We start from the raw sequence: 20,930 nt of genomic DNA, 5'->3' as shown, positions 1-20,930 counted from the left end.
CGCTCCCTGCCGGTGCCGGTGCCCGGGCCGGTGTCCCTGTCCTCGCCCCGGCCGGTGCCCCTGTCCCTGCCCCTGCCGGTGCCACCTGGCACGATGTGAGGGTGACCGAAGCCGTGACCCCGCCGCCCCCCGCCGAACCGTTCGCGCCCGATCCGGAGCGCGGCCCCGACCCCGCAGGCCCCGGCGCCGGCATCACCGCTGCCGACGTACGGGACGCGGCGGCCGTGACCCTGCTGGTGGGCGTGGCCGGGGTGCTGCTCGGCCTGCTGTGGGTGTGGCTCGCACCCCGCGTGCAGTACGTGTCCAACGGCGAGGCGGTGTTCCTGCGGGACACCGAGAGCGAGGCCCGGATCGGGGCCGACGGAACCTTCTTCCTGCTGTCCCTCGGGCTGGGCGCGCTGAGCGCCGTGGCGGTCTTCCTGTGGCGGCGCCGGGGCGGTGTCCCGCTGGTGATCGGGCTGGCCGTGGGTTCGGTGTTCGCGGCGCTGGTCGGATGGCGGCTGGGGCTGTGGCTCGGGCCGTCGCGGGACCTGGTCGCGGCGGCGAGGGCTGCGGGCAAGGGGGTGCCGTTCGATGCGCCGCTGCAGTTGCTCGCGCACGGGGCGCTGCTCGCCTGGGCGGCGGCCGCGGTCGGCGTCCACCTGCTCCTGACGGCTCTCTGGGGCCCCCGGGACCCCGTCCCGGCCCCCTGGATCCCGGGCGCCCAGCCCCCCATTCCGCCGGGCCCGGACGCTTAGCCGGGCCGCGCCCCGCCCCGCGAGCGGCGGGGCTGCACCCCGGTCCGCCAGGGGTGCGGGGAACCGCGCGACCGGCCACGTCCGGGCAGAAGGCCGGCTACGACGGCTTGGCCCCGTACCCGGGCCGCCCGAACAGGGGGACCCCCGTCGCCCTGCGGGACGCCTGCCCACACCGGCGGTGGCGGGGGTCCGGGGCACAGCCCCGGTTTCGGGAAGGGGCGGGGCGGGGCGGGGCAGAATGCCCGCGCAGCAGCTTCGGCCGAGCAGCGGCTACGGGCGGGCCACCGGGGCGACGACCGCCGAGGTCAGCGAAGCGAGGTCCGCCGGGGCCAGCTCGACCTCCAGGCCGCGGCGCCCGGCCGAAACGCAGATCGTGGCGTGGGCCGACGCCGACGCGTCCAGGACCGTACGGAGGCGACGGCGCTGCCCCAGTGGGGAGATGCCGCCACGGACGTAGCCCGTCGTGCGTTCCGCCAGCACCGGGTCCGCCATCGCGGCCCGCTTCCCGCCCACCGCCGCCGCCAGCGCCTTCAGGTCCAGCGAGGCGGACACCGGCACGACCGCCACCGTCAGCGCCCCGTCCACGTCCGCCACCAGGGTCTTGAACACCCGGTCGGCCGACACGCCGAGGGCCTCGGCCGCCTCCTCGCCGTACGACGGGTGCGCCGGGTCGTGCTCGTAGGCGTGGACCGTGTGCGGGACCCCGGCCGACGTGACCACCGTCAGGGCGGGGGTGCCGGCGCCGCCGCCCGCCCCACCGGCCTTGTTCTTCTTCGCCATGGCAGCGGCGACCTCAGTTCGGGCTCGTCGGGGCGAACGTCAGGTCCACCGCCGGCAGCGACGGCAGGTGCCGGATCACCGCGGACTCCGTCCGCAGCAGCTTCAGCTCCTCCGACAGCCGCGTCGCCGTGTCCGGCGCCTGCAGCAGCCGCTGCTTCGACGGCACGTCCAGCACCGCCGCCGCCGCGACCAGGTACGAGACCACCGACGGGTCGTCCGGCAGCTCCGCACCCGTGTGGGCCAGCGACCGCTCCCGCGCGCCCGCCAGCCTCTTCTGGTAGTTCCGGAACGCCCGCAGCACCCCGTCCGCCAGCGCGCCCGCGCCCTCGCCCTGGTCCTCCGGCAGCTCCTCCAGCTCCGCCACCAGGTACGGGCCCGTGGCGTCGACCGAGAGCAGCCGGACCCGGATGGTGCCGGTGGCCAGCACCTCGAAGCTGCCGTCCTCCCGCTCCCGGATGGTCGCCGCGTCCGCGATGCAGCCCACCCGGTGGAACGCCTGGATCGGGTCCGCCCCGAAGCCGGCCGCCGGACCGCGCTCCGGCAGGGCCGTCTCGTCCGGCATGCCCGGAGCCGTCGCGGCCACCTCCCGGCCGTCCCGGATGGCGACGACGGCGAAGCGGCGCGGGTCCTCCTCACCCGACTTCAGCAGTTCGCGCATCATGGCGCGATACCGCTCCTCGAAGACGTTGAGCGGCAGCACGAGCCCTGGGAACAGCACGGTGTTCAGCGGGAACAGCGGCAGGCGAACGGTGGTCACGAGCCACAGGGTAATGGCCCGGGGCCCGGGCCCGTCACCCGCGCCGCAGCAGCCGGGAGGCCCCCGCCGCCACCGTCGTCGCCAGGATCCAGCCCAGCATCACCAGCGCCGCCGCCCCCCACTGCCAGCCGCCCTGCACCTTCCAGTGGCCCTGCTGGCCCAGGTCCACCACCGGCAGCAACAGGTCCAGGGCGTACAGCACCGCGTTCCACTGCGGGGCCTCGCCCTCCTTCACCGGCGGCGGCTCGTGCCGGGAGAACAGCGCGGCCCCCGCCGCCCACAGCACCAGCATCCACACCGCCGCCCGCCCCGGCCGGTAGCCGTACGCCACCGTCCAGTCCTGCAGGTACCCCCACGCCCTGGCGGCCGGAGGCAGGGTCGCCCGGCGCCGCCGCTGCTTGGCCAGCAGCACCTCCCGGGCGTCCGCGTCCTCCCCGCCGGCCCGCAGGACGGCCGCCAGCCGCTCGTACGGCTCCGGGGAGTACTCCACGGTGGCCGCCGCCACCCACTCCAGCCGCCGGGCGAGCGGGAAGTGCCCGCGCGGCGCCAGGTTCCCGTAGACGAAACCCACCATGGAGAGGCGGCCCGGGCCCGGCCAGCTGGTCGCCCGGTCGACCAGCTTGTCCACCCGCGCCCCGGACACCACCACCCGCCCCCGCTCCGGATACCCCCCGACGAAACGGAACTCGGGCGTCTGGATCCGTCGCAGCGACACCTCCTGTTCCTCCGCGAGGACGAACCGGGCGCCGTAGAAGTCCACCGCGTCCCCGAACCGGCCGTCGTCCAGCCGCAGCCCGCCCCGGCACTCGAAGTTCTGCGCCCGCCCGCCCCGGGCGGGCGTCTGGCCCATGCCGTACGGGGGAGTGGCCCCGCCGTCCGCCCCGTAGTCCAGGGAGATCGAGGTCAGGTAGAGGGTGCGCTCCACCGTCAGCTGCGGGGCGTTCAGCGCGCGCCGCCCCGTGGGGTTCACCAGCTTCGCCCCGCGCATGCTCATCGACACGCCGATCTTGGCGCCGCGCAGGCTGACCTCCCCGTACGCCTCCAGCAGCTCCGCCTGGAGGTCCTGGGCCACCGACATCCCGTCGGCGGCGATCGCCCGCCCCTTGTTGTCCCGCTGCACCACCGCCTGGCTGACCAGCAGGTCCGTGCCGATCTGCGCGTCGGTGAGCCGGATGCCCCGGGCCACCCGGCAGCGCGGCAGGTGCAGGTCCCCCTCGGTGTGCAGCCGGGCCGCCTCCAGCCGCGGTATCGCGCACCGCACCAGCCGCAGCGTCCCGAACCGGGCCTCGGACAGCTGCACCTCGCTGTCGAAGCGGCACGCCTGGAGCTCCACGTACGGCTCCACCGTGCCGCCGGACAGGTCCAGCCGCCCGGTGATCCGGGCGCCCCTCAGCTTCAGCGAGGCCACCCGGCCCGGCACCGGCGGCGGGCCGTGGAGCAGCAGCAGGGCCACCACCCCGGCGCGGACGCTGCGCTCCGGGCCCCACGCGCGGTCCCCGAACGGGTCGTCCTGCCCGGCGGCACGGGCGCTCAGATCACAGACGCCGCCCGTGCGGAACGCCTGCCACATCCGCCGTTCGGCCGCGGTCAGGTGGTCCGGTTCGGTCCCCGCGGGCACCTCGGTCATGCGGTCCCCCTCCGCTCGCCCGTCCGCCGGCCGCTCCCCCCGGCGACCGGCCGTACGGGAACGCTATCGGCCGGGTGTGACATCCGGTGACGTCCGGGACGTGTATCAGCCAGTGATACGGGCGGACGGCGGCGGGATCGGGTCTGAGAGAATTGGGACGTGATCTCTCGAATCGACCTGCGCGGTGACGCCCTCCCCGAGGGTGCCGCCCTGCGCGATCTGCTTCCCCGTGCCGAGTTCGACGTCGCGGCCGCCCTGGACAAGGTCCGGCCGATCTGCGAGGACGTCCATCATCGTGGCACGGCGGCGCTGATCGACTACGCGCAGAAGTTCGACGGGGTCACCCTGGAGCGCATCCGGGTGCCCGCCGAGGCCCTGGAGAAGGCCCTCGCCGACCTCGACCCGGACGTCCGCGCCGCCCTGGAGGAGTCGATCCGGCGCGCCCGGATCGTGCACGCCGCCCAGCGCCGCACCGAGCACACCACCCAGGTGGTGCGCGGCGGCACCGTCACCGAGAAGTGGGTGCCGGTCGAGCGCGTCGGCCTGTACGCGCCGGGCGGGCGCTCCGTCTACCCGTCCTCCGTCGTGATGAACGTGGTCCCGGCCCAGGAGGCGGGCGTGGAGTCCGTCGCCCTGGCCTCCCCGCCGCAGGCCGATTTCGACGGGCTGCCGCACCCGACCATCCTGGCCGCGTGCGCGCTGCTCGGCGTGGACGAGGTGTACGCGGCCGGCGGGGCCCAGGCCGTCGCGATGTTCGCGTACGGCACCGAGGAGTGCGCCCCGGCGAACATGGTGACCGGCCCCGGCAACATCTGGGTGGCCGCCGCCAAGCGCTACTTCACGGGGAAGATCGGCATCGACACCGAGGCCGGCCCGACCGAGATCGCGGTCCTCGCGGACTCGACCGCCGACCCGGTGCACGTCGCCGCCGACCTGATCAGCCAGGCCGAGCACGACCCGCTGGCCGCCGCCGTCCTCGTCACCGACTCCGCGGAGCTGGCCGAGGCCGTCGAGCGCGAGCTGGAGACCCAGATCGCCGCCTCCAAGCACGTCGAGGACCGGATCAAGCCGGCCCTGGAGGGCAAGCAGTCCGCCATCGTTCTCGTGCGGGACCTGGAGGACGGCCTGAAGGTCGTCGACGCGTACGGCGCCGAGCACCTGGAGATCCAGACCGCCGACGCCGCCGAGTGGGCCGCCCGGGTCCGCAACGCCGGCGCGATCTTCGTCGGCCCCTGGGCCCCGGTCTCCCTCGGCGACTACTGCGCCGGCTCCAACCACGTGCTGCCCACGGGCGGCTGCGCCTGCCACTCCTCGGGGCTGTCCGTGCAGTCCTTCCTGCGCGGCATCCACATCGTCGACTACACGCGCGACGCCCTGGCCGAGGTCACCCACCACGTGGTGACGCTGGCCGAGGCCGAGGACCTGCCCGCGCACGGGGCGGCCCTCAAGGCGAGGTTCGGATGGAAGGTTCCCGGCCAGTGAGCAACACCAGCAACACCGGTACCACCAGCACCGGCAACACCAGCGGCACCGGCACCACCCGTAGCAATGGCACCGCCCGCACCATCGGCATCGACGACCTCCCCATCCGGGACGAGCTCCGCGGCAAGACCCCGTACGGCGCCCCGCAGCTCGACGTACCCGTCCAGCTGAACACCAACGAGAACCCGTACCCGCTCCCCGAGGAGCTCGTACGGCGGATCGCCGAGCGGGTCTCCGAGGCCGCCCGCGGCCTCAACCGCTACCCCGACCGGGACGCCGTCGAGCTCCGCACCGAGCTCGCCGCGTACCTGACCCGGACGGCCGGGCACCCGGTCGGCAAGGAGAACGTCTGGGCCGCCAACGGCTCCAACGAGGTCCTCCAGCAGCTGCTGCAGACCTTCGGCGGACCGGGCCGCACCGCCATCGGCTTCGAGCCCTCGTATTCGATGCACGCGCTCATCGCGCGCGGCACCGGGACCGGCTGGATCTCCGGCCCCCGCAACGAGGACTTCACCATCGACCTCGCCGCGGCCGAGCGGGCGATCGCCGAGCACGCACCCGAGGTCGTCTTCATCGCCTCGCCCAACAACCCCACCGGCACGGCCGTCGAGGCCGCGACGGTCCTCGCGCTGTACGAGGCGGCGCAGGCGGCGAAGCCCTCCCTGGTGATCGTCGACGAGGCGTACGTGGAGTTCTCCCACCGGGAGTCCCTGCTGCCCCTCATCGAGGGCCGCCCCAACCTGGTGATCTCCCGGACCATGTCCAAGGCCTTCGGCGCGGCCGGACTGCGCCTGGGCTACCTCGCGGCCCACACCGCCGTGGTCGACGCCGTCCAGCTGGTGCGCCTGCCGTACCACCTGTCCGCCGTCACCCAGGCCACGGCCCTGGCCGCGCTGGAGCACACCGACACCCTGCTCGGCTACGTCGAGCAGCTCAAGGCCGAGCGGGACCGGCTGGTCTGCGAACTGCGGGCGATCGGCTACGAGGTCACCGACTCGGACGCGAACTTCGTCCAGTTCGGCAAGTTCGCCGATTCCCACACCGCCTGGCAGCAGATCCTCGACCGGGGAGTCCTGGTCCGGGACAACGGCGTACCGGGCTGGCTGCGGGTCACCGCCGGCACCCCGGCTGAGAACGACGCGTTCCTGGAAGCGGTTCGCGCACTGAAGAAGGAGCAGCAGGCATGAGCCGCATCGGACGGGTCGAACGCACCACCAAGGAGACCTCGGTCCTGGTCGAGATAGACCTCGACGGCACCGGCAAGGTCGACGTCGCCACCGGCGTGGGCTTCTACGACCACATGCTCGACCAGCTCGGCCGCCACGGTCTCTTCGACCTCACCGTCAAGACCGACGGCGACCTGCACATCGACTCCCACCACACCATCGAGGACACCGCCCTCGCGCTCGGCGCCGCCTTCAAGCAGGCGCTCGGCGACAAGGTGGGCATCTACCGGTTCGGCAACTGCACCGTGCCGCTGGACGAGTCCCTCGCCCAGGTCACCGTCGACCTCTCCGGCCGCCCCTACCTCGTGCACACCGAGCCCGAGAACATGGCGCCGATGATCGGCGAGTACGACACCACGATGACGCGCCACATCCTGGAGTCCTTCGTGGCCCAGGCCCAGATCGCGCTGCACGTGCACGTCCCGTACGGCCGCAACGCCCACCACATCGTCGAGTGCCAGTTCAAGGCCCTGGCCCGGGCGCTCCGCTACGCCTCCGAGCGGGACCCGCGCGCCGCGGGCATCCTCCCCTCCACGAAGGGTGCCCTGTAGCCGTGACCGGCCTGTCCACCGTCCTGATCGTCGTCGGCCTCTTCCTGGCCGGCGGCGTCTACTCGTTCCAGAAGCAGAAGATGCCGAAATCGGTGGTCTTCCTGCTCGCCATCGGCTCCGTGATGTGTCTGGTCGCCGGAGTCCTGCGGATCGAAGGAATCTGGGGATGAGCAAGAAGAACGTCGTCGTCTTCGACTACGGCTTCGGCAACGTCCGCTCCGCCGAGCGCGCGCTCGCCCGGGTCGGCGCGGACGTCGAGATCACCCGCGACTACGACAAGGCCATGGACGCCGACGGACTCCTCGTCCCCGGCGTCGGCGCCTTCGCCGCCTGCATGCAGGGCCTGCGCGACGTCCGCGGCGACTGGATCGTCGGCCGCCGCCTCTCCGGCGGACGCCCCGTCATGGGCATCTGCGTCGGCATGCAGATCCTCTTCGAGCGCGGCATCGAGCACGGCGTCGAGACCGAAGGGCTCGACCAGTGGCCCGGCACCGTCGAGCCGCTGAAGGCCCCCGTCGTCCCGCACATGGGCTGGAACACCGTCGACGCGCCGGCCGACAGCAGGGCCTTCGCCGGCCTGGACGCCGACGCCCGGTTCTACTTCGTGCACTCCTACGCGGTCCGCGAATGGAGCCTCGAAGTGACCAACCCGCACATCGCAGCCCCCAAGGTCACCTGGGCCACCCACGGCGAGCCGTTCGTGGCGGCGGTGGAGAACGCGGCCCTGTGGGCCACCCAGTTCCACCCCGAGAAGTCCGGCGACGCCGGCGCCCAGCTCCTCACCAACTGGATCGAGACCCTCTGATGCCGAACACGCTTGAACTGCTTCCTGCGGTCGACGTCCGCGACGGCCAGGCCGTACGCCTCGTGCACGGCGTGTCCGGCAGCGAAACCTCCTACGGTTCCCCGCTGGAGGCGGCCCTCGCCTGGCAGGCGGCCGGCGCCGAGTGGCTGCACCTGGTCGACCTGGACGCCGCCTTCGGCACCGGCGACAACCGGGACCTGGTCGCCGGGATCACCCGCGCCATGGACATCAAGGTCGAACTGTCCGGCGGCATCCGCGACGACGCCTCGCTCGCCGCGGCCCTCGCCACCGGCTGCACCCGCGTCAACCTCGGCACGGCCGCCCTGGAGACCCCCGAGTGGGCCGCCAAGGCCATCGCCGAGCACGGCGACAAGATCGCCATCGGCCTGGACGTGCGCGGCACCACCCTCAAGGGCCGCGGCTGGACCAGCGAGGGCGGCGACCTCTACGAGACCCTCGCCCGCCTCGACTCCGAGGGCTGCGCCCGCTACGTCGTCACCGACATCGGCAAGGACGGCACCCTCACCGGCCCCAACCTGGAGCTGCTGAGGAACGTCTGCGCCGCCACCGACCGGCCCGTCGTCGCCTCCGGCGGCATCTCCTCCCTGGACGACCTGCGGGCCCTGTCCGGGCTGGTGCCCCTGGGCGTCGAGGGTGCGATCGTCGGCAAGGCCCTGTACGCCAAGGCCTTCACCCTGCAGGAGGCACTGGAGGTGGTCTCCTCGTGACAGGTGTCCGGCGGGTGCAGTCCGGCAGCCCCTGGGAGGACGTGTTCGGCTTCTCCCGGGCCGTCGCGGCCGGCGACCGGGTCCTGGTGGGCGGCACCACCGCCTTCAAGGGCAACGTGCTGCTCGGCGAGGGCGACCCGTACGAGCAGGCGAAGGCCGCCTTCGGCCACGCGCTGGAGGCGCTGTCGGAGTTCGGCCTCGGCGCGGACTCGGTGATCCGGACCCGGATGTACCTGACGCACGTCCGCGACGTGGACGCCGTGGGCCGGGCCCACTCGGAGGTCTTCGACGCCGTCCGTCCGGTCACCACGCTGCTCGTGGTCGAGGGATTCGTCGACCCGCGCATCCTGGTGGAAGTCGAGGTGGAAGCCTTCCGGGGCGACCCCGAAGGAGCATCGTCATGACCCTCGCCGTACGCGTGATCCCCTGCCTGGACGTGGACAACGGCCGGGTCGTCAAGGGCGTCAACTTCCAGAACCTGCGCGATGCGGGCGACCCCGTCGAGATGGCCAAGCTGTACGACGCCGAGGGCGCCGACGAGCTGACCTTCCTCGACATCACCGCCTCCTCCGGCAACCGGGAGACCACCTACGACGTGGTGCGCCGCACCGCCGAGCAGGTCTTCATCCCGCTGACGGTGGGCGGCGGCGTCCGCACCGCCGACGACGTGGACAAGCTGCTGCGGGCCGGCGCCGACAAGGTCGGGGTCAACACCGCCGCCATCGCCCGGCCCGAGCTGATCCGGGAGATCGCCGAGCGGTTCGGCCGCCAGGTGCTCGTCCTGTCCGTCGACGCCCGCCGCACCCCGTCCGGCTCCTTCGAGGTCACCACGCACGGCGGCCGCAAGGGCACCGGCATCGACGCGGTCGAATGGGCGCACCGGGCGGCCGAGCTCGGCGCGGGCGAGATCCTGCTCAACTCGATGGACGCCGACGGCACCAAGGACGGCTACGACATCGAGATGATCGCCGCCGTGCGCAAGCACGTCACCGTGCCGGTGATCGCCTCCGGCGGCGCCGGCAGGCTCGCCGACTTCCCGCCGGCCATCGAGGCGGGCGCGGACGCGGTGCTCGCCGCCTCCGTGTTCCACTTCGGCGACCTGCGCATCGGCGAGGTCAAGGGCGCGCTCCGCGAGGCGGGCCACCCGGTCCGCTGACCGCTGCGCGGTGCTGCGGGCCCGGTCCCGCCCGGGTGTCCCGTCGGGCGGGACACCCCCGCGGCCGTCCGGGGGCCGGACGTTCGTGACGGCGCCGCGGCGCCGTCACGGCCGGTCGCGCAGTTCCCTGCGACCCTGGCGGACCCGGCCTCGCCGGCGTTGCCAGGGGCCCGGTGGCCGGCCCCGGCCGCGGCCCGTCAGAGGCCGAGCTTCGCCGTCGTCAGTGCGGCGATGGCCGGCTTCTCGCCTTCCAGGTCGATCTGCGCCGCCGCCTGCCGCCCGAAGCAGAACAGGGTCAGCTCGCCCGGCTCCCCGGTCACCGTGACCACCGGAGCCCCCTTGCGGGCCACCGCCGTACGGCCGTCCGGCCGCCGCAGCACCAGCCCGACCGGGGAACGGCGCCCGGTCAGCCGTGCCATCCTCTCCAGCCGGCTCCACAGCACGTCCGAGAACACCGGGTCCAGCTCGCGCGGCGACCAGTCCGGCTGCGCGCGGCGCACGTCCTCCGCGTGGACGTAGAACTCCACCGCGTTCGCCGCCTCGTCGATCGGCTTCAGCGCGTACGGCGACATCTTCGGCGGGCCGGTGCGGATCAGCTGGATCAGCTCCTCGTACGGCTTGGCCGCGTACTCGGCCATGACCCGCTCCAGCCGCTCCTTCAGCACCGACAGCACCAGGCCCCCCGCCGCGTCCGGCCGGCGCTCCCGCACCACCACGTGCGCCGCCAGATCGCGGCAGGCCCAGCCCTCGCACAGGGTGCGGGCCTCCGGTCCCGCCGCTTCCAACAGGTCCGCCAGCAACAGGCGTTCGCGCTTCGCATGCGTCGACATGCGGCAAGACTACGGCGCGAACCTGACACATGCCCGCCCATCAGGCGGACGGTCGGCCCGGCCCCGCCGACGGGCGCGGCACAATGGCACGCATGAGTAACACCCCCCGCCCGAGCAACCTCGACCCGGCCGTCGCGGCCCGCCTCAAGCGGTCCCCGGACGGCCTGGTGCCCGCCATCGCCCAGCAGTACGACACCGGTGAGGTGCTCATGCTCGGCTGGATGGACGACGAGGCACTGCACCGCACCCTGACCACCGGCCGCTGCACCTACTGGTCCCGCAGCCGCCAGGAGTACTGGGTCAAGGGGGACACCTCCGGCCACTTCCAGCACGTGAAGTCGGTGGCACTCGACTGCGACGCCGACACCGTCCTCGTCAAGGTCGACCAGGTCGGCGCCGCCTGTCACACCGGCGCCCGCACCTGCTTCGACGCCGACGTCCTGCCGCTCTCGCACAGGTAAGGTCCCAGAACATGGATCTTGAGACGTTCCGCAAGCTCGCGGACGACCGCCGTGTCATTCCCGTCAGCCGCCGCCTGCTGGCCGACGGTGACACCCCCGTCGGCCTCTACCGGAAGCTGGCCGCCGAACGACCGGGCACCTTCCTCCTGGAGTCCGCCGAGAACGGACGCTCTTGGTCCCGCTACTCGTTCGTCGGAGTGCGGTCCGACGCCACCCTGACCGTCCGCGACGGGCAGGCGCACTGGATCGGCACCCCGCCCGTGGGCGTGCCCACCGACGGCGACCCGCTGGAGGCGCTGCGCCGCACCGTCGCCACCCTGCACACCCCGCGCGACCTCGCCGACGGGATGCCCCCGTTCACCGGCGGCATGGTCGGCTACCTCGGTTACGACATCGTCCGCCGCCTGGAGCGCATCGGCGAGCACGGCACCGACGACCTGCAGCTGCCCGAGCTGACCATGCTGCTCACCTCCGACCTGGCGGTCCTCGACCACTGGGACGGCACCGTCCTGCTGATCGCCAACGCCATCAACCACAACGACCTCGACTCCGGGGTCGACGAGGCCTACGCGGACGCCGTGGCCCGCCTCGACGCCATGGAGGCCGACCTCGCCCGGCCCGCGCCCTACGCGCCCGCCCCGCTGCCGCCCTCCGAGCTGCCGGAGTTCTCCGGCCTGTGGGGCGGCGACAAGTACCGGGAGGCCGTCGAGGACGTCAAGGAGCGCATCCGGGCCGGCGAGGCCTTCCAGGTGGTGCCCTCGCAGCGGTTCGAGACCCCCTGCGCGGCGAGCGCCCTGGACGTGTACCGGGTACTGCGGGCCACCAACCCCTCGCCGTACATGTACCTCTTCCGGTTCGACGGCTTCGACGTGGTCGGCTCCAGCCCGGAGGCGCTGGTCAAGGTCGAGGACCGGCAGGCGATGGTCCACCCGATCGCCGGCACCCGCCACCGCGGTGCCACCCCGCAGGCCGACCACGAGCTCGCCGAGGAGCTGCTCGCGGACCCCAAGGAGCGGGCCGAGCACCTGATGCTGGTCGACCTGGCCCGCAACGACCTGGGCCGGGTCTGCGAGCCGGGCTCCGTCGAGGTCGTCGACTTCATGTCGATCGAGCGGTACTCCCACGTCATGCACATCGTCTCGACCGTCACCGGCCGCGTCGCCGAGGGCCGGACCGCCTTCGACGTGCTGACCGCCTGCTTCCCCGCCGGCACCCTGTCCGGTGCGCCCAAGCCGCGCGCCATGCAGATCATCGAGGAGCTGGAGCCCACCCGCCGCGGGCTCTACGGCGGCTGCGTCGGCTACCTCGACTTCGCCGGGGACTCCGACACCGCGATCGCCATCCGCACCGCGGTGCTGCGCGACGGCACCGCGTACGTGCAGGCCGGGGCGGGCGTGGTCGCCGACTCGGTGCCCGAGGCGGAGGACAACGAGTGCCGCAACAAGGCGGCCGCGGTGCTCCGCGCCGTGGGAGCGGCGAACCGCCTCCACGGCTGAGAGGGGCGTAAGGGATAGTGGGGTACGTGAGTGCCGTACCCCCACCCCGTTCCGATGCCGGCGCCTCCGACGCCGGTGCCCCCGACGCGGCTGCCGGTGCCTCCGGCGCCGGCCGTGCCGCCGGCCGCCGCAGCGTGGCGATCGCGCTGCTGCTCGGCGCCCTCGGCGCCACCGTCGTGCTGCTGGCCTCGGGCCAGGTCTGGGCCCGCGGCACCGCCGCGATCGCGGAGTCCTCGATGGCCCTGAGCGCCGAAGGGCGCGAGGTCACCGGTGTGCCGGCGGCCCTGGCCATCGTCGGCCTCGCGGCCCTGGTGGCCGTGTTCGCCGTGCGGAGCAAGGGGCGGCTCGTGGTGGCCGCGCTGCTGGCGCTGAGCGGCCTGGGCGCCGCCGCGGCCGCGCTGGCCGGTGCCTCGGACCGGGCGGCCCTGGACGCCGAGGCCGCCCGCACCACCGCGGACACCGCGGCGCGGGTGGCCGGGCTCACCCACACCGCCTGGCCGTACGTCACCGCCGCGGGCGGGCTGCTGATCCTCCTCGCGGGGCTGCTGGCCCTGCGCTACGGACGGACCTGGCCCGCGATGGGCGGACGCTACGAGCGGGAGGGCACCGCCCGGCCCCGGCCGCGCCGCGCGTCCGCCGCGCCGGACCCGGACCGGCCCGAGGACATCTGGAAGGCCCTGGACCGCGGCGAGGACCCGACCGGCTGAACCGGCCCCGGCCCGCCCCGGCGGGCACCGCGCGGGCCCCCGCCCCGTCCCGCCCTGAGGGACCGGGCCATCGAGCCGGCTCCCGCGCGTCAATCGAGGCCCGCGAACCCGGACCCGATGGGGCCCGGCCCCGCCCGGTGCGGAAGAATGTTTCCCGAGCGTTCTACACAGCGCGTTCGGACAGAGCAACGAGGAGCAACTCATGGCGGGCAGCAGCCACGGACACACCCCGGCCGCCTGGACCGGTGTCATCATCGCCTTCATCGGTTTCTGCGTCTCCGGCGCCTTCATGGTGCTGGCCAACCCGCTCGGTTTCTGGGCCGGCATGGTGATCGTCGTGATCGGTGGCATCGTCGGCATGGCGATGCGTGCGGCCGGCATGGGCGCGAAGAAGCCGGAGCACAAGGACCTGGCCGAGGTCATCGCGGCCAAGACCGCCTGAGCTTTTCGCGGCTTCCGCAACAGGGCGCAGCCTCCCGGGCTGCGCCCTTTGCCGTACCTGGGGCGGGCGCGCCTGCCCGCACCGGCGGCGGACCGTCGCGCGGGGCACAATCGCCCCATGGACGCCCTTCAGTCGCCCGCGCTCCTGAGGCGCCTCGCCGCGCCCGCAACCGCCGCCGTCGGCGCCGTCGCCGCCTTCGCCTACGTCGGGGCCGTCGACCCGAACGAGCCGGGCCACTACCCCGTCTGCCCCCTCTTCCGGCTGACCGGAATTCTCTGTCCCGGCTGCGGCGGACTCCGCAGCGCCCACGCCTTCGCACACGCCGACCTGACAGCCGCGGTCAGCGCGAACGCCCTCGCCGTGGCCGGCTACCTGGTCTTCGCGGTCTACTTGGCCGTGTGGCTGAAACGTGCCTGTCAGGGCGCCCCGGCCCCGCGCATTTCCTTGAAATCGCAGGCATGGTGGGCCCTCGGTATCCTGGCTCTGACCTTCGCCGTTGTCCGGAATCTGCCCATCGGCGCATGGTTCGCACCGTGATCCGTCAGGTGCGCCTTGGATTCCGAATGTCCGGGTGGTGGGATGGCATCAACCGCATGCCGGGCGAGACGGCAGCTGCGGATACCATTTGATTGCTGACCATGAGGCAGTCGAACCGACCCTGAACCAGCCATCCGACCCGGAAGGGGGCCGCTCGCGTGAGTGTGCTCGACGAGATCATCGAAGGGGTCCGCGAAGACCTTGCCGAACGGCAGGCGCGCGTCAGCCTCGACGAGCTCAAGGAGCGTGCCGCCAAGGCGCCCCGCGCGAAGGACGGCGTCGCGGCCCTCCGCGGCGACGGCGTCAAGGTGATCTGCGAGGTCAAGCGTTCCAGCCCGTCCAAGGGCGCGCTGGCCGCGATCGCGGATCCGGCGGGACTCGCCGCCGACTACGAGGCGGGCGGTGCCGCGGTCATCTCGGTCCTCACCGAGCAGCGCCGCTTCGGCGGCTCGCTGGCGGACCTGGAGGCCGTCCGCGCCCGCGTGGACATCCCGATCCTCCGCAAGGACTTCATCGTCACGGCGTACCAGCTGTGGGAGGCCCGCGCCTACGGCGCCGACCTGGCCCTGCTGATCGTCGCGGCGCTGGAGCAGGAGGCCCTGGTCTCCCTCATCGAGCGCGCCGAGTCCATCGGCCTGACCCCGCTGGTCGAGGTCCACGACGAGGAAGAGGTCGAGCGGGCCGTCGCCGCCGGCGCCCGCATCATCGGCGTCAACGCGCGCAACCTGAAGGACCTGAAGGTCGACCGCTCCACCTTCGAGCGGGTCGGCCCGGAGATCCCGGCGCACATCGTCAAGGTCGCCGAGTCCGGCATCCGCGGGCCGCACGACCTGATCGCGTACGCCAACGAGGGCGCCGACGCCGTCCTCGTCGGAGAGTCCCTGGTCACCGGCCGCGACCCGAAGGCGGCCGTCGCCGACCTGGTCGCCGCCGGCGCCCACCCCGCTCTGCGCCACGGCCGGAGCTGAACCAGCGCGATGACGTCACAGCCCGCCGCCCGCCCGCGCATCCGCCGCCGTCCCGAGGGCCACGTACGCCCCGGGCCGCACGGCGGCGTGCCCGGGACGGCGGTGCAGGCCCGTGATCCGCATGCCTGCCTGGCCCGGGGCCGCAAGCCCCGCGGCTGCCGGGCACCGGCCCGGCGGGTGCTCGGCCGCCGGGTGCGGTACGTGATCGGCTCCGAGCCGGGACAGGTCAACGGCATGCGATGGCGCGCCGGAGGCGCGCCGTAGCGCAGCCCCGGCTCGGTACCCGCCCGGCGTATGCCCATCGCGCACGCCCGGTGCCCGTACCGTCCGCGGCGCTCTCCACTTGCCGCCGGGGCCGACCACCGGCCCGGCCGCAAGCTGCTCCGCCCATTCCGGCACATCGGCGTACCCGCCATGCCTGCCGCACCCGTACCCGGTGACATCCGCTCCGCGATGGTTTCACCCGGTACGGGCCGTTTGGGCCGACGGCGCACTACGTTGTTCCCAACCGTCGCTTCCGTAGGAGTTCTGGCCATGTCCAGCGAGCAGTTCTTCATCCCGGACCCGGAGGGTCACGTCCCCAACGCCGAGGGCTATTTCGGCGACTTCGGCGGCAAGTTCATCCCGGAGGCGCTGGTCGCCGCCGTGGACGAGGTCGCCGTCGAGTACGAGAAGGCCAAGGGCGACCCGGCCTTCGCCGCCGAGCTCAACGACCTGCTCGTGAACTACACCGGCCGCCCCAGCGCCCTCACCGAGGTCCCCCGCTTCGCCGAGCACGCCGGCGGCGCGCGGATCTTCCTCAAGCGCGAGGACCTGAACCACACCGGCTCGCACAAGATCAACAACGTGCTGGGCCAGGCGCTGCTCACCAAGCGCATGGGCAAGACCCGCGTCATCGCCGAGACCGGCGCCGGCCAGCACGGCGTGGCCACCGCCACCGCCTGCGCCCTGTTCGGCCTCGACTGCACCATCTACATGGGCGAGATCGACACCCAGCGCCAGGCCCTCAACGTGGCCCGCATGCGCATGCTGGGCGCCGAGGTCATCGCGGTGAAGTCCGGCTCCCGCACCCTCAAGGACGCCATCAACGAGGCGTTCCGCGACTGGGTCGCCAACGTCGACGAGACCCACTACCTCTTCGGCACGGTCGCCGGCCCGCACCCCTTCCCCGCCATGGTCCGCGACTTCCACCGGGTCATCGGCGTGGAGGCCCGCCGCCAGATCCTGGAGCGTGCCGGCCGCCTGCCCGACGCCGTCGCGGCCTGCGTCGGCGGCGGCTCCAACGCCATCGGCCTGTTCCACGCCTTCATTCCGGACGCCTCGGTCCGCCTCGTCGGCCTGGAGCCGGCCGGCCACGGCGTCGAGACCGGCGAGCACGCGGCCACCCTGACCGCCGGCGAGCCGGGCATCCTGCACGGCTCCCGCTCGTACGTCCTCCAGGACGACGAGGGCCAGATCACCGAGCCGTACTCGATCTCGGCCGGCCTGGACTACCCGGGCATCGGCCCGGAGCACGCCTACCTCAAGGACAGCGGCCGCGGCGAGTACCGCGCGGTCACCGACGACGCCGCCATGCAGGCGCTGCGCCTGCTCTCCCGCACCGAGGGCATCATCCCGGCCATCGAGTCCTCGCACGCCCTCGCCGGCGCCCTGGACCTCGGCAAGGAGCTGGGCAAGGACGGTCTGATCATCGTCAACCTGTCCGGCCGCGGCGACAAGGACATGGACACGGCGGCCCGCTACTTCGGGCTCTACGACAACGGGGCCGAGGGAGAGTCGAAGTGACCACAGGCAACATCCAGCTGCTCAACGACACCCTGGCCAAGGCCAAGGCCGAGGACCGCGCCGCCCTGGTCGCCTACCTCCCGGCGGGCTTCCCGACCGTGGACGGCGGCATCGAGGCCGTCAAGGCCGCTCTCGCCGGCGGCGCCGACATCGTCGAGGTCGGGCTCCCGCACAGCGACCCGGTCCTGGACGGCCCGATCATCCAGACCGCCGACGACATCGCCCTGCGCGGCGGCGTGAAGATCGCCGACGTGCTGCGGACCGTCCGCGAGGCCCACGAGGCGACCGGTGCGCCGATCCTCGTGATGACCTACTGGAACCCGATCGACCGCTACGGCGTCGAGCGGTTCACCGAGGAGCTCGCGGCGGCCGGCGGCGCCGGCTGCATCCTGCCCGACCTGCCGGTGCAGGAGTCCGGGCTGTGGCGCGAGCACGCCGCGAAGCACGGTCTGGCGACCGTGTTCGTGGTCGCCCCGTCCAGCAAGGACGAGCGCCTGGCCACCATCACGGCGGCCGGCAGCGGTTTCGTCTACGCGGCCTCGCTGATGGGCGTCACCGGCACCCGCGAGTCCGTCGGGAACCAGGCCCAGGAGCTGGTCGAGCGCACCCGCCGCACCACCGAGCTGCCGGTCTGCGTGGGCCTCGGCGTCTCCAACGCCGTCCAGGCCAAGGAGGTCGCCGCGTTCGCCGACGGTGTGATCGTCGGCTCGGCCTTCGTGAAGCTGCTGCTGGACGCGCCGGACCTGCCGGCCGGCCTGGCCGCCGTGCGCGCCCTGGCGGGCGAGCTGGCGGACGGAGTCCGCCGCGGCTGACGCACGCGTGTTCACACGACCGGGCACGGACGTGGTTCTGTAGCCCGATCGGGTGGAACCGGACGCGGGGAGGCACTGGGGTGCCTCCCCGCTTCGTTTGCCGGGACGTGAGCGAGAAGAACGACGGTGCGAACCGCGATGCGAAACGATCGGCCCGGGAGCGACTCCAAGCGGAGCGGGAACGGGACAAGGGCCGGGAGAAGCGCCGGCGGACCATCCTGGTGGCCGCCTCGGTGGTCGGCGTACTGGCCCTGGCGGCCGTCGTCGGCGTGATCGCGGCCAACGCGGGCAAGGACGACGGCGGCGCCGGGGCGGGTCCCGTCGCCGCACCCTCCGGAGCCGTCGGCAAGGACGCGCTCGCCATCCAGACCGGCCAGGACTCGGCCAAGTCCACCCTCACCGTGTGGGAGGACTTCCGCTGCCCGGCCTGCAAGTCCTTCGAGAACGCCTACCGGGCGGCCGTCCACGAGCTGGAGAAGAAGGGGCAGCTCAAGGCCGAGTACCACCTGGTCACCCTGATCGACGGCAACATGGGCGGCAGTGGCTCGCTGAAGGCGGCCAACGCGGCGGCCTGCGCCCAGGACGCGGGCAAGTTCTCCGAGTACCACGACGTGCTCTTCATGAACCAGCCGCCGGAGACGGACGACGCCTACGGCAAGAACGAGAAGCTGCTGGCGCTCGCCGCGAAGGTGCCGGGGCTGGACACGCCCGAGTTCCGGGCCTGCGTGGAGAAGGGCACCCACAACAGCTGGGTGGCGAAGTCCTACGAGGCATTCCGCGCCGGGAACTTCCGGGGCACCCCGACCGTCCTGCTGAACGGCAAGGACATCTTCGCCGACCAGGCCAACCCGATGACCCCGCAGAAGCTCAAGGCCGCCGTGGAACAGGCCGCCAAGGGCTGATCCGGACGGAACGGGACCGGCCGGGCGGGCGCCCGGCGGCACGGGGCGGAGAAGGGTCCGCTCCGTGCGACGGTTTGGTTTCGGCTTGCCGGGCGGGTTGCGGTCCGTACCGTCCGGCAAGGTAGCGTCGGACCTGCCATGGACCTTGCTTACATCCCCAGCCCGTCGACCGGCGTGATCCATCTCGGACCGATCCCGCTGCGCGGCTACGCGTTCTGCATCATCATCGGCGTCTTCGTCGCCGTCTGGCTCGGCAACAAGCGCTGGATCGCGCGCGGCGGCAAGCCGGGCACGGTGGCCGACATCGCCGTCTGGGCCGTGCCGTTCGGCCTGGTCGGCGGCCGGCTGTACCACGTGATCACCGACTACCAGCTCTACTTCGGCGAGGGCCGCGACTGGGTCAACGCCTTCAAGATCTGGGAGGGCGGCCTCGGCATCTGGGGCGCCATCGCCCTGGGCGCGGTCGGTGCGTGGATCGGCTGCCGCCGCCGCGGGATCCCGCTGCCCGCCTGGGCCGACGCCCTCGCCCCCGGCATCGCGCTGGCCCAGGCGCTGGGCCGCTGGGGCAACTGGTTCAACCAGGAGCTGTACGGCCGGGCGACCGACGTGCCCTGGGCGCTGGAGATCAGCGAGGGCCCGAACCGGGTCGCGGGCACCTACCACCCGACCTTCCTCTACGAGTCCCTGTGGTGCGTCGGCGTGGCACTGCTGGTCATCTGGGCGGACCGCCGCTTCCGGCTGGGCCACGGCCGGGCCTTCGCCCTCTACGTGGCGGCGTACTGTGCCGGCCGCGTCTGGACCGAGTACCTGCGGGTCGACGACGCCCACCACATCCTGGGCCTGCGGCTGAACGTCTGGACCGCGATCGCGGTGTTCATCCTCGCGGTGGTCTACTTCGTGCTGTCGGCGAAGTTCCGGCCGGGCCGTGAGCTGGTGGTCGAGCCGGACACGGACGCCGATGCGGACGCCGCACCGGCGGACGCGGACGGGGAGGACATCAAGGCCGTGGTGGCCGCGGCGAAGGCGGCGAGCGCCGCCAGGAAGGGCGCCGGGCCGGTGAAGGCGGAAGCGGCGGAGAAGCCGAAGCCGACCGGGGACGGGCTCATCAAGGCGCGGCCGGCCGATACGGCCCCGGCCGGGGCCGACGGCTCGGTGGAGGCCAAGGTCGAGGCCAAGGCGGAGGCCAAGGTCGAGGCCGGTGAGGCCGACGGGCCCGCCGCAGAGGCGAAGAAGGTCTGACAAGCGTCCCGAAGGGGGGTGCCGCCGACGCGGCACCCCCCTTCGGCATGTCCGCGCCGTTCAGCGCCCCCGTGCCTCGCTCGCGTCCGGCTCTGGACTCGGAGTGAGTTTATGGCGTAAATTGAATATAGGACATAAACGTGCGGGACGAGCCGGAGAGGCGGGAGTGCCCATGCCCGACCCCAGGGAGATCGCCGAACTGTTGTGGCGGGTCGCCGCGGAGGCGGACGCGGTCGCCGGGCCGCGGCTCAGTGCGCGGGGGATCGTGCTCGCCGGGATCCGCGTCGCCGACGCGGAGGGCCTCGACGCGCTGTCCATGCAGCGCGTCGGCCGGGAGCTCGGGTGCACCGCCATGGCCCTGTACCGGCACGTCGGGGGCAAGGAACAGCTGCTCGCGGCGATGGTCGACGCCGCGACCGGATCCCCACCGCCCGCCGTCGGCGACGCGCACTGGCGGCGGGACGTCGAGGGCTGGGCCGACGCCCTCTGGCACCTCTACCTGCGGCATCCGTGGCTGCTGCGCGCCCCCACCACCGGCGCGCCCGTCGGCCCGGGCGAGCTCGCCTGGTTCGAGGCGCTGCTCGCCCCGCTCTCCCGGTCCGGGCTCGACCCGGCCGAGCTGGTCCCGGTCGCCACCTTCCTCTCGGGCGCCGTACGCGACCTCGCGCGGGTGGCAACCGAACTGGACCCGGAGGGGGCCGCGGCGTACGGACAGGTACTCGCCGAGCGGCTGGACCCGTCCCGCTTCCCCGTCCTGACCTCGCTCATCGGGGGCCCGGGGCTCGACGAGGAGGAGGACGGCGACGTCGCCCCGATCCTCCGGCTCGGCCTGGCCCGCCTCCTCGACGGCATCGAACGAGACGCACAAGACGCACGAGACGCACGAGATACGGAGAGCTGAC

The 20,930-nt window shown here is 73.3% G+C and carries 25 protein-coding genes; 21 read left to right on the top strand and 4 right to left on the bottom strand.

What is annotated here, in order from left to right:
- Positions 1–101 precede the first annotated feature (101 nt).
- A complete protein-coding gene (locus tag AB0O36_RS15985; protein ID WP_365109849.1) occupies positions 102–737 on the top strand; it encodes a hypothetical protein in 636 nt (211 codons plus the stop codon).
- Between the two features lie 270 nt (positions 738–1,007).
- Here the strand turns inward: AB0O36_RS15985 and ybaK are convergent, their stop codons facing one another.
- From ybaK to AB0O36_RS15970, 3 genes are read right to left on the bottom strand one after another with little or no spacing between them, the layout of a single operon-like run.
- The gene (gene ybaK / locus AB0O36_RS15980) at positions 1,008–1,517 is read right to left on the bottom strand and encodes a Cys-tRNA(Pro) deacylase (protein WP_365109846.1); all 510 of its coding nucleotides are present in this window, start codon (positions 1,515–1,517) and stop codon (positions 1,008–1,010) included.
- 13 nt (positions 1,518–1,530) lie between these two features.
- On the bottom strand, positions 1,531–2,274 hold the full coding sequence (locus tag AB0O36_RS15975; protein ID WP_365109843.1) for an LON peptidase substrate-binding domain-containing protein: 744 nt from the start codon (positions 2,272–2,274) through the stop codon (positions 1,531–1,533).
- Positions 2,275–2,308: 34 nt separating this feature from the next.
- Positions 2,309–3,901 (bottom strand): oxidoreductase, encoded by a 1,593-nt coding sequence (locus AB0O36_RS15970; protein WP_365109841.1) that lies wholly within the window; start codon positions 3,899–3,901, stop codon positions 2,309–2,311.
- A 159-nt stretch (positions 3,902–4,060) separates the two neighbouring features.
- Here AB0O36_RS15970 and hisD point away from each other — a divergent pair, with 159 nt between their 5' ends.
- From hisD to hisF, 8 genes are all read left to right on the top strand, one after another.
- Positions 4,061–5,383 (top strand): histidinol dehydrogenase, encoded by a 1,323-nt coding sequence (gene hisD, locus AB0O36_RS15965; protein WP_365109838.1) that lies wholly within the window; start codon positions 4,061–4,063, stop codon positions 5,381–5,383.
- 83 nt (positions 5,384–5,466) lie between these two features.
- A complete protein-coding gene (locus tag AB0O36_RS15960) occupies positions 5,467–6,570 on the top strand; it encodes a histidinol-phosphate transaminase (protein WP_365110130.1) in 1,104 nt (367 codons plus the stop codon).
- Entirely contained in the window at positions 6,567–7,160 is a 594-nt protein-coding gene (gene hisB / locus AB0O36_RS15955) for an imidazoleglycerol-phosphate dehydratase HisB (protein ID WP_365109835.1), read from the top strand. Before AB0O36_RS15960 ends, hisB begins: the two co-directional genes overlap by 4 nt.
- A gap of 2 nt (positions 7,161–7,162) precedes the next feature.
- Entirely contained in the window at positions 7,163–7,330 is a 168-nt protein-coding gene (locus AB0O36_RS15950) for a hypothetical protein (protein WP_365109832.1), read from the top strand.
- Positions 7,327–7,965, top strand: a complete 639-nt coding sequence (hisH, locus tag AB0O36_RS15945; RefSeq protein ID WP_365109829.1) for an imidazole glycerol phosphate synthase subunit HisH — start codon at positions 7,327–7,329, stop codon at positions 7,963–7,965. Before AB0O36_RS15950 ends, hisH begins: the two co-directional genes overlap by 4 nt.
- Complete coding sequence (gene priA, locus AB0O36_RS15940) at positions 7,965–8,693, top strand: bifunctional 1-(5-phosphoribosyl)-5-((5-phosphoribosylamino)methylideneamino)imidazole-4-carboxamide isomerase/phosphoribosylanthranilate isomerase PriA (RefSeq protein ID WP_365109826.1); 729 nt, start codon at positions 7,965–7,967, stop codon at positions 8,691–8,693. The genes hisH and priA overlap by 1 nt, the downstream gene beginning before the upstream one ends.
- A complete protein-coding gene (locus tag AB0O36_RS15935) occupies positions 8,690–9,097 on the top strand; it encodes a RidA family protein (protein WP_365109823.1) in 408 nt (135 codons plus the stop codon). Before priA ends, AB0O36_RS15935 begins: the two co-directional genes overlap by 4 nt.
- Positions 9,094–9,849, top strand: coding sequence for an imidazole glycerol phosphate synthase subunit HisF (gene hisF / locus AB0O36_RS15930; RefSeq protein ID WP_365109820.1), 756 nt, complete (start codon positions 9,094–9,096; stop codon positions 9,847–9,849). Before AB0O36_RS15935 ends, hisF begins: the two co-directional genes overlap by 4 nt.
- A gap of 197 nt (positions 9,850–10,046) precedes the next feature.
- Here hisF and AB0O36_RS15925 read toward each other — a convergent pair whose 3' ends face one another.
- Positions 10,047–10,679 carry a TIGR03085 family metal-binding protein gene (locus tag AB0O36_RS15925; RefSeq protein WP_365109818.1) on the bottom strand — a complete coding sequence of 211 codons (633 nt, stop codon included), beginning with the start codon at positions 10,677–10,679 and terminating at the stop codon, positions 10,047–10,049.
- Between the two features lie 83 nt (positions 10,680–10,762).
- Here AB0O36_RS15925 and hisI point away from each other — a divergent pair, with 83 nt between their 5' ends.
- The 12 genes from hisI (at position 10,763) to AB0O36_RS15865 (ending at position 20,929) form a co-directional block, all read left to right on the top strand.
- Positions 10,763–11,140, top strand: coding sequence for a phosphoribosyl-AMP cyclohydrolase (gene hisI, locus AB0O36_RS15920; RefSeq protein ID WP_365109815.1), 378 nt, complete (start codon positions 10,763–10,765; stop codon positions 11,138–11,140).
- An 11-nt stretch (positions 11,141–11,151) separates the two neighbouring features.
- Positions 11,152–12,636, top strand: a complete 1,485-nt coding sequence (locus AB0O36_RS15915) for an anthranilate synthase component I (protein WP_365109812.1) — start codon at positions 11,152–11,154, stop codon at positions 12,634–12,636.
- 17 nt (positions 12,637–12,653) lie between these two features.
- Complete coding sequence (locus AB0O36_RS15910; protein ID WP_365109809.1) at positions 12,654–13,343, top strand: TIGR02234 family membrane protein; 690 nt, start codon at positions 12,654–12,656, stop codon at positions 13,341–13,343.
- A gap of 202 nt (positions 13,344–13,545) precedes the next feature.
- On the top strand, positions 13,546–13,785 hold the full coding sequence (locus AB0O36_RS15905; protein ID WP_365109807.1) for an HGxxPAAW family protein: 240 nt from the start codon (positions 13,546–13,548) through the stop codon (positions 13,783–13,785).
- Between the two features lie 117 nt (positions 13,786–13,902).
- A complete protein-coding gene (locus AB0O36_RS15900) occupies positions 13,903–14,322 on the top strand; it encodes a DUF2752 domain-containing protein (RefSeq protein WP_365109804.1) in 420 nt (139 codons plus the stop codon).
- A 158-nt stretch (positions 14,323–14,480) separates the two neighbouring features.
- Positions 14,481–15,290 (top strand): indole-3-glycerol phosphate synthase TrpC, encoded by an 810-nt coding sequence (trpC, locus tag AB0O36_RS15895; RefSeq protein WP_365109801.1) that lies wholly within the window; start codon positions 14,481–14,483, stop codon positions 15,288–15,290.
- Positions 15,291–15,299: 9 nt separating this feature from the next.
- Positions 15,300–15,554, top strand: coding sequence for a tryptophan synthase subunit(beta) (locus AB0O36_RS15890; RefSeq protein ID WP_365109799.1), 255 nt, complete (start codon positions 15,300–15,302; stop codon positions 15,552–15,554).
- Positions 15,555–15,824: 270 nt separating this feature from the next.
- On the top strand, positions 15,825–17,075 hold the full coding sequence (gene trpB / locus AB0O36_RS15885) for a tryptophan synthase subunit beta (protein WP_365109796.1): 1,251 nt from the start codon (positions 15,825–15,827) through the stop codon (positions 17,073–17,075).
- Positions 17,072–17,887 carry a tryptophan synthase subunit alpha gene (trpA, locus tag AB0O36_RS15880; protein ID WP_365109793.1) on the top strand — a complete coding sequence of 272 codons (816 nt, stop codon included), beginning with the start codon at positions 17,072–17,074 and terminating at the stop codon, positions 17,885–17,887. The genes trpB and trpA overlap by 4 nt, the downstream gene beginning before the upstream one ends.
- A 107-nt stretch (positions 17,888–17,994) precedes the next feature.
- Positions 17,995–18,789 (top strand): thioredoxin domain-containing protein, encoded by a 795-nt coding sequence (locus AB0O36_RS15875; RefSeq protein WP_365109790.1) that lies wholly within the window; start codon positions 17,995–17,997, stop codon positions 18,787–18,789.
- 138 nt (positions 18,790–18,927) lie between these two features.
- Complete coding sequence (gene lgt, locus AB0O36_RS15870; RefSeq protein WP_365109788.1) at positions 18,928–20,028, top strand: prolipoprotein diacylglyceryl transferase; 1,101 nt, start codon at positions 18,928–18,930, stop codon at positions 20,026–20,028.
- A gap of 172 nt (positions 20,029–20,200) precedes the next feature.
- Positions 20,201–20,929: a TetR/AcrR family transcriptional regulator gene (locus AB0O36_RS15865; RefSeq protein ID WP_365109785.1), complete on the top strand. Its 729-nt coding sequence runs from the start codon at positions 20,201–20,203 to the stop codon at positions 20,927–20,929.
- Position 20,930 lies beyond the last annotated feature (1 nt).

The sequence above is a fragment of the Streptomyces sp. NPDC089799 genome (assembly GCF_040684755.1).
Classification (GTDB): Bacteria; Actinomycetota; Actinomycetes; order Streptomycetales; family Streptomycetaceae; genus Streptomyces.
Note: the sequence above shows the minus strand (reverse complement) of the source record. Positions and strands in the feature narration are given on the sequence as shown.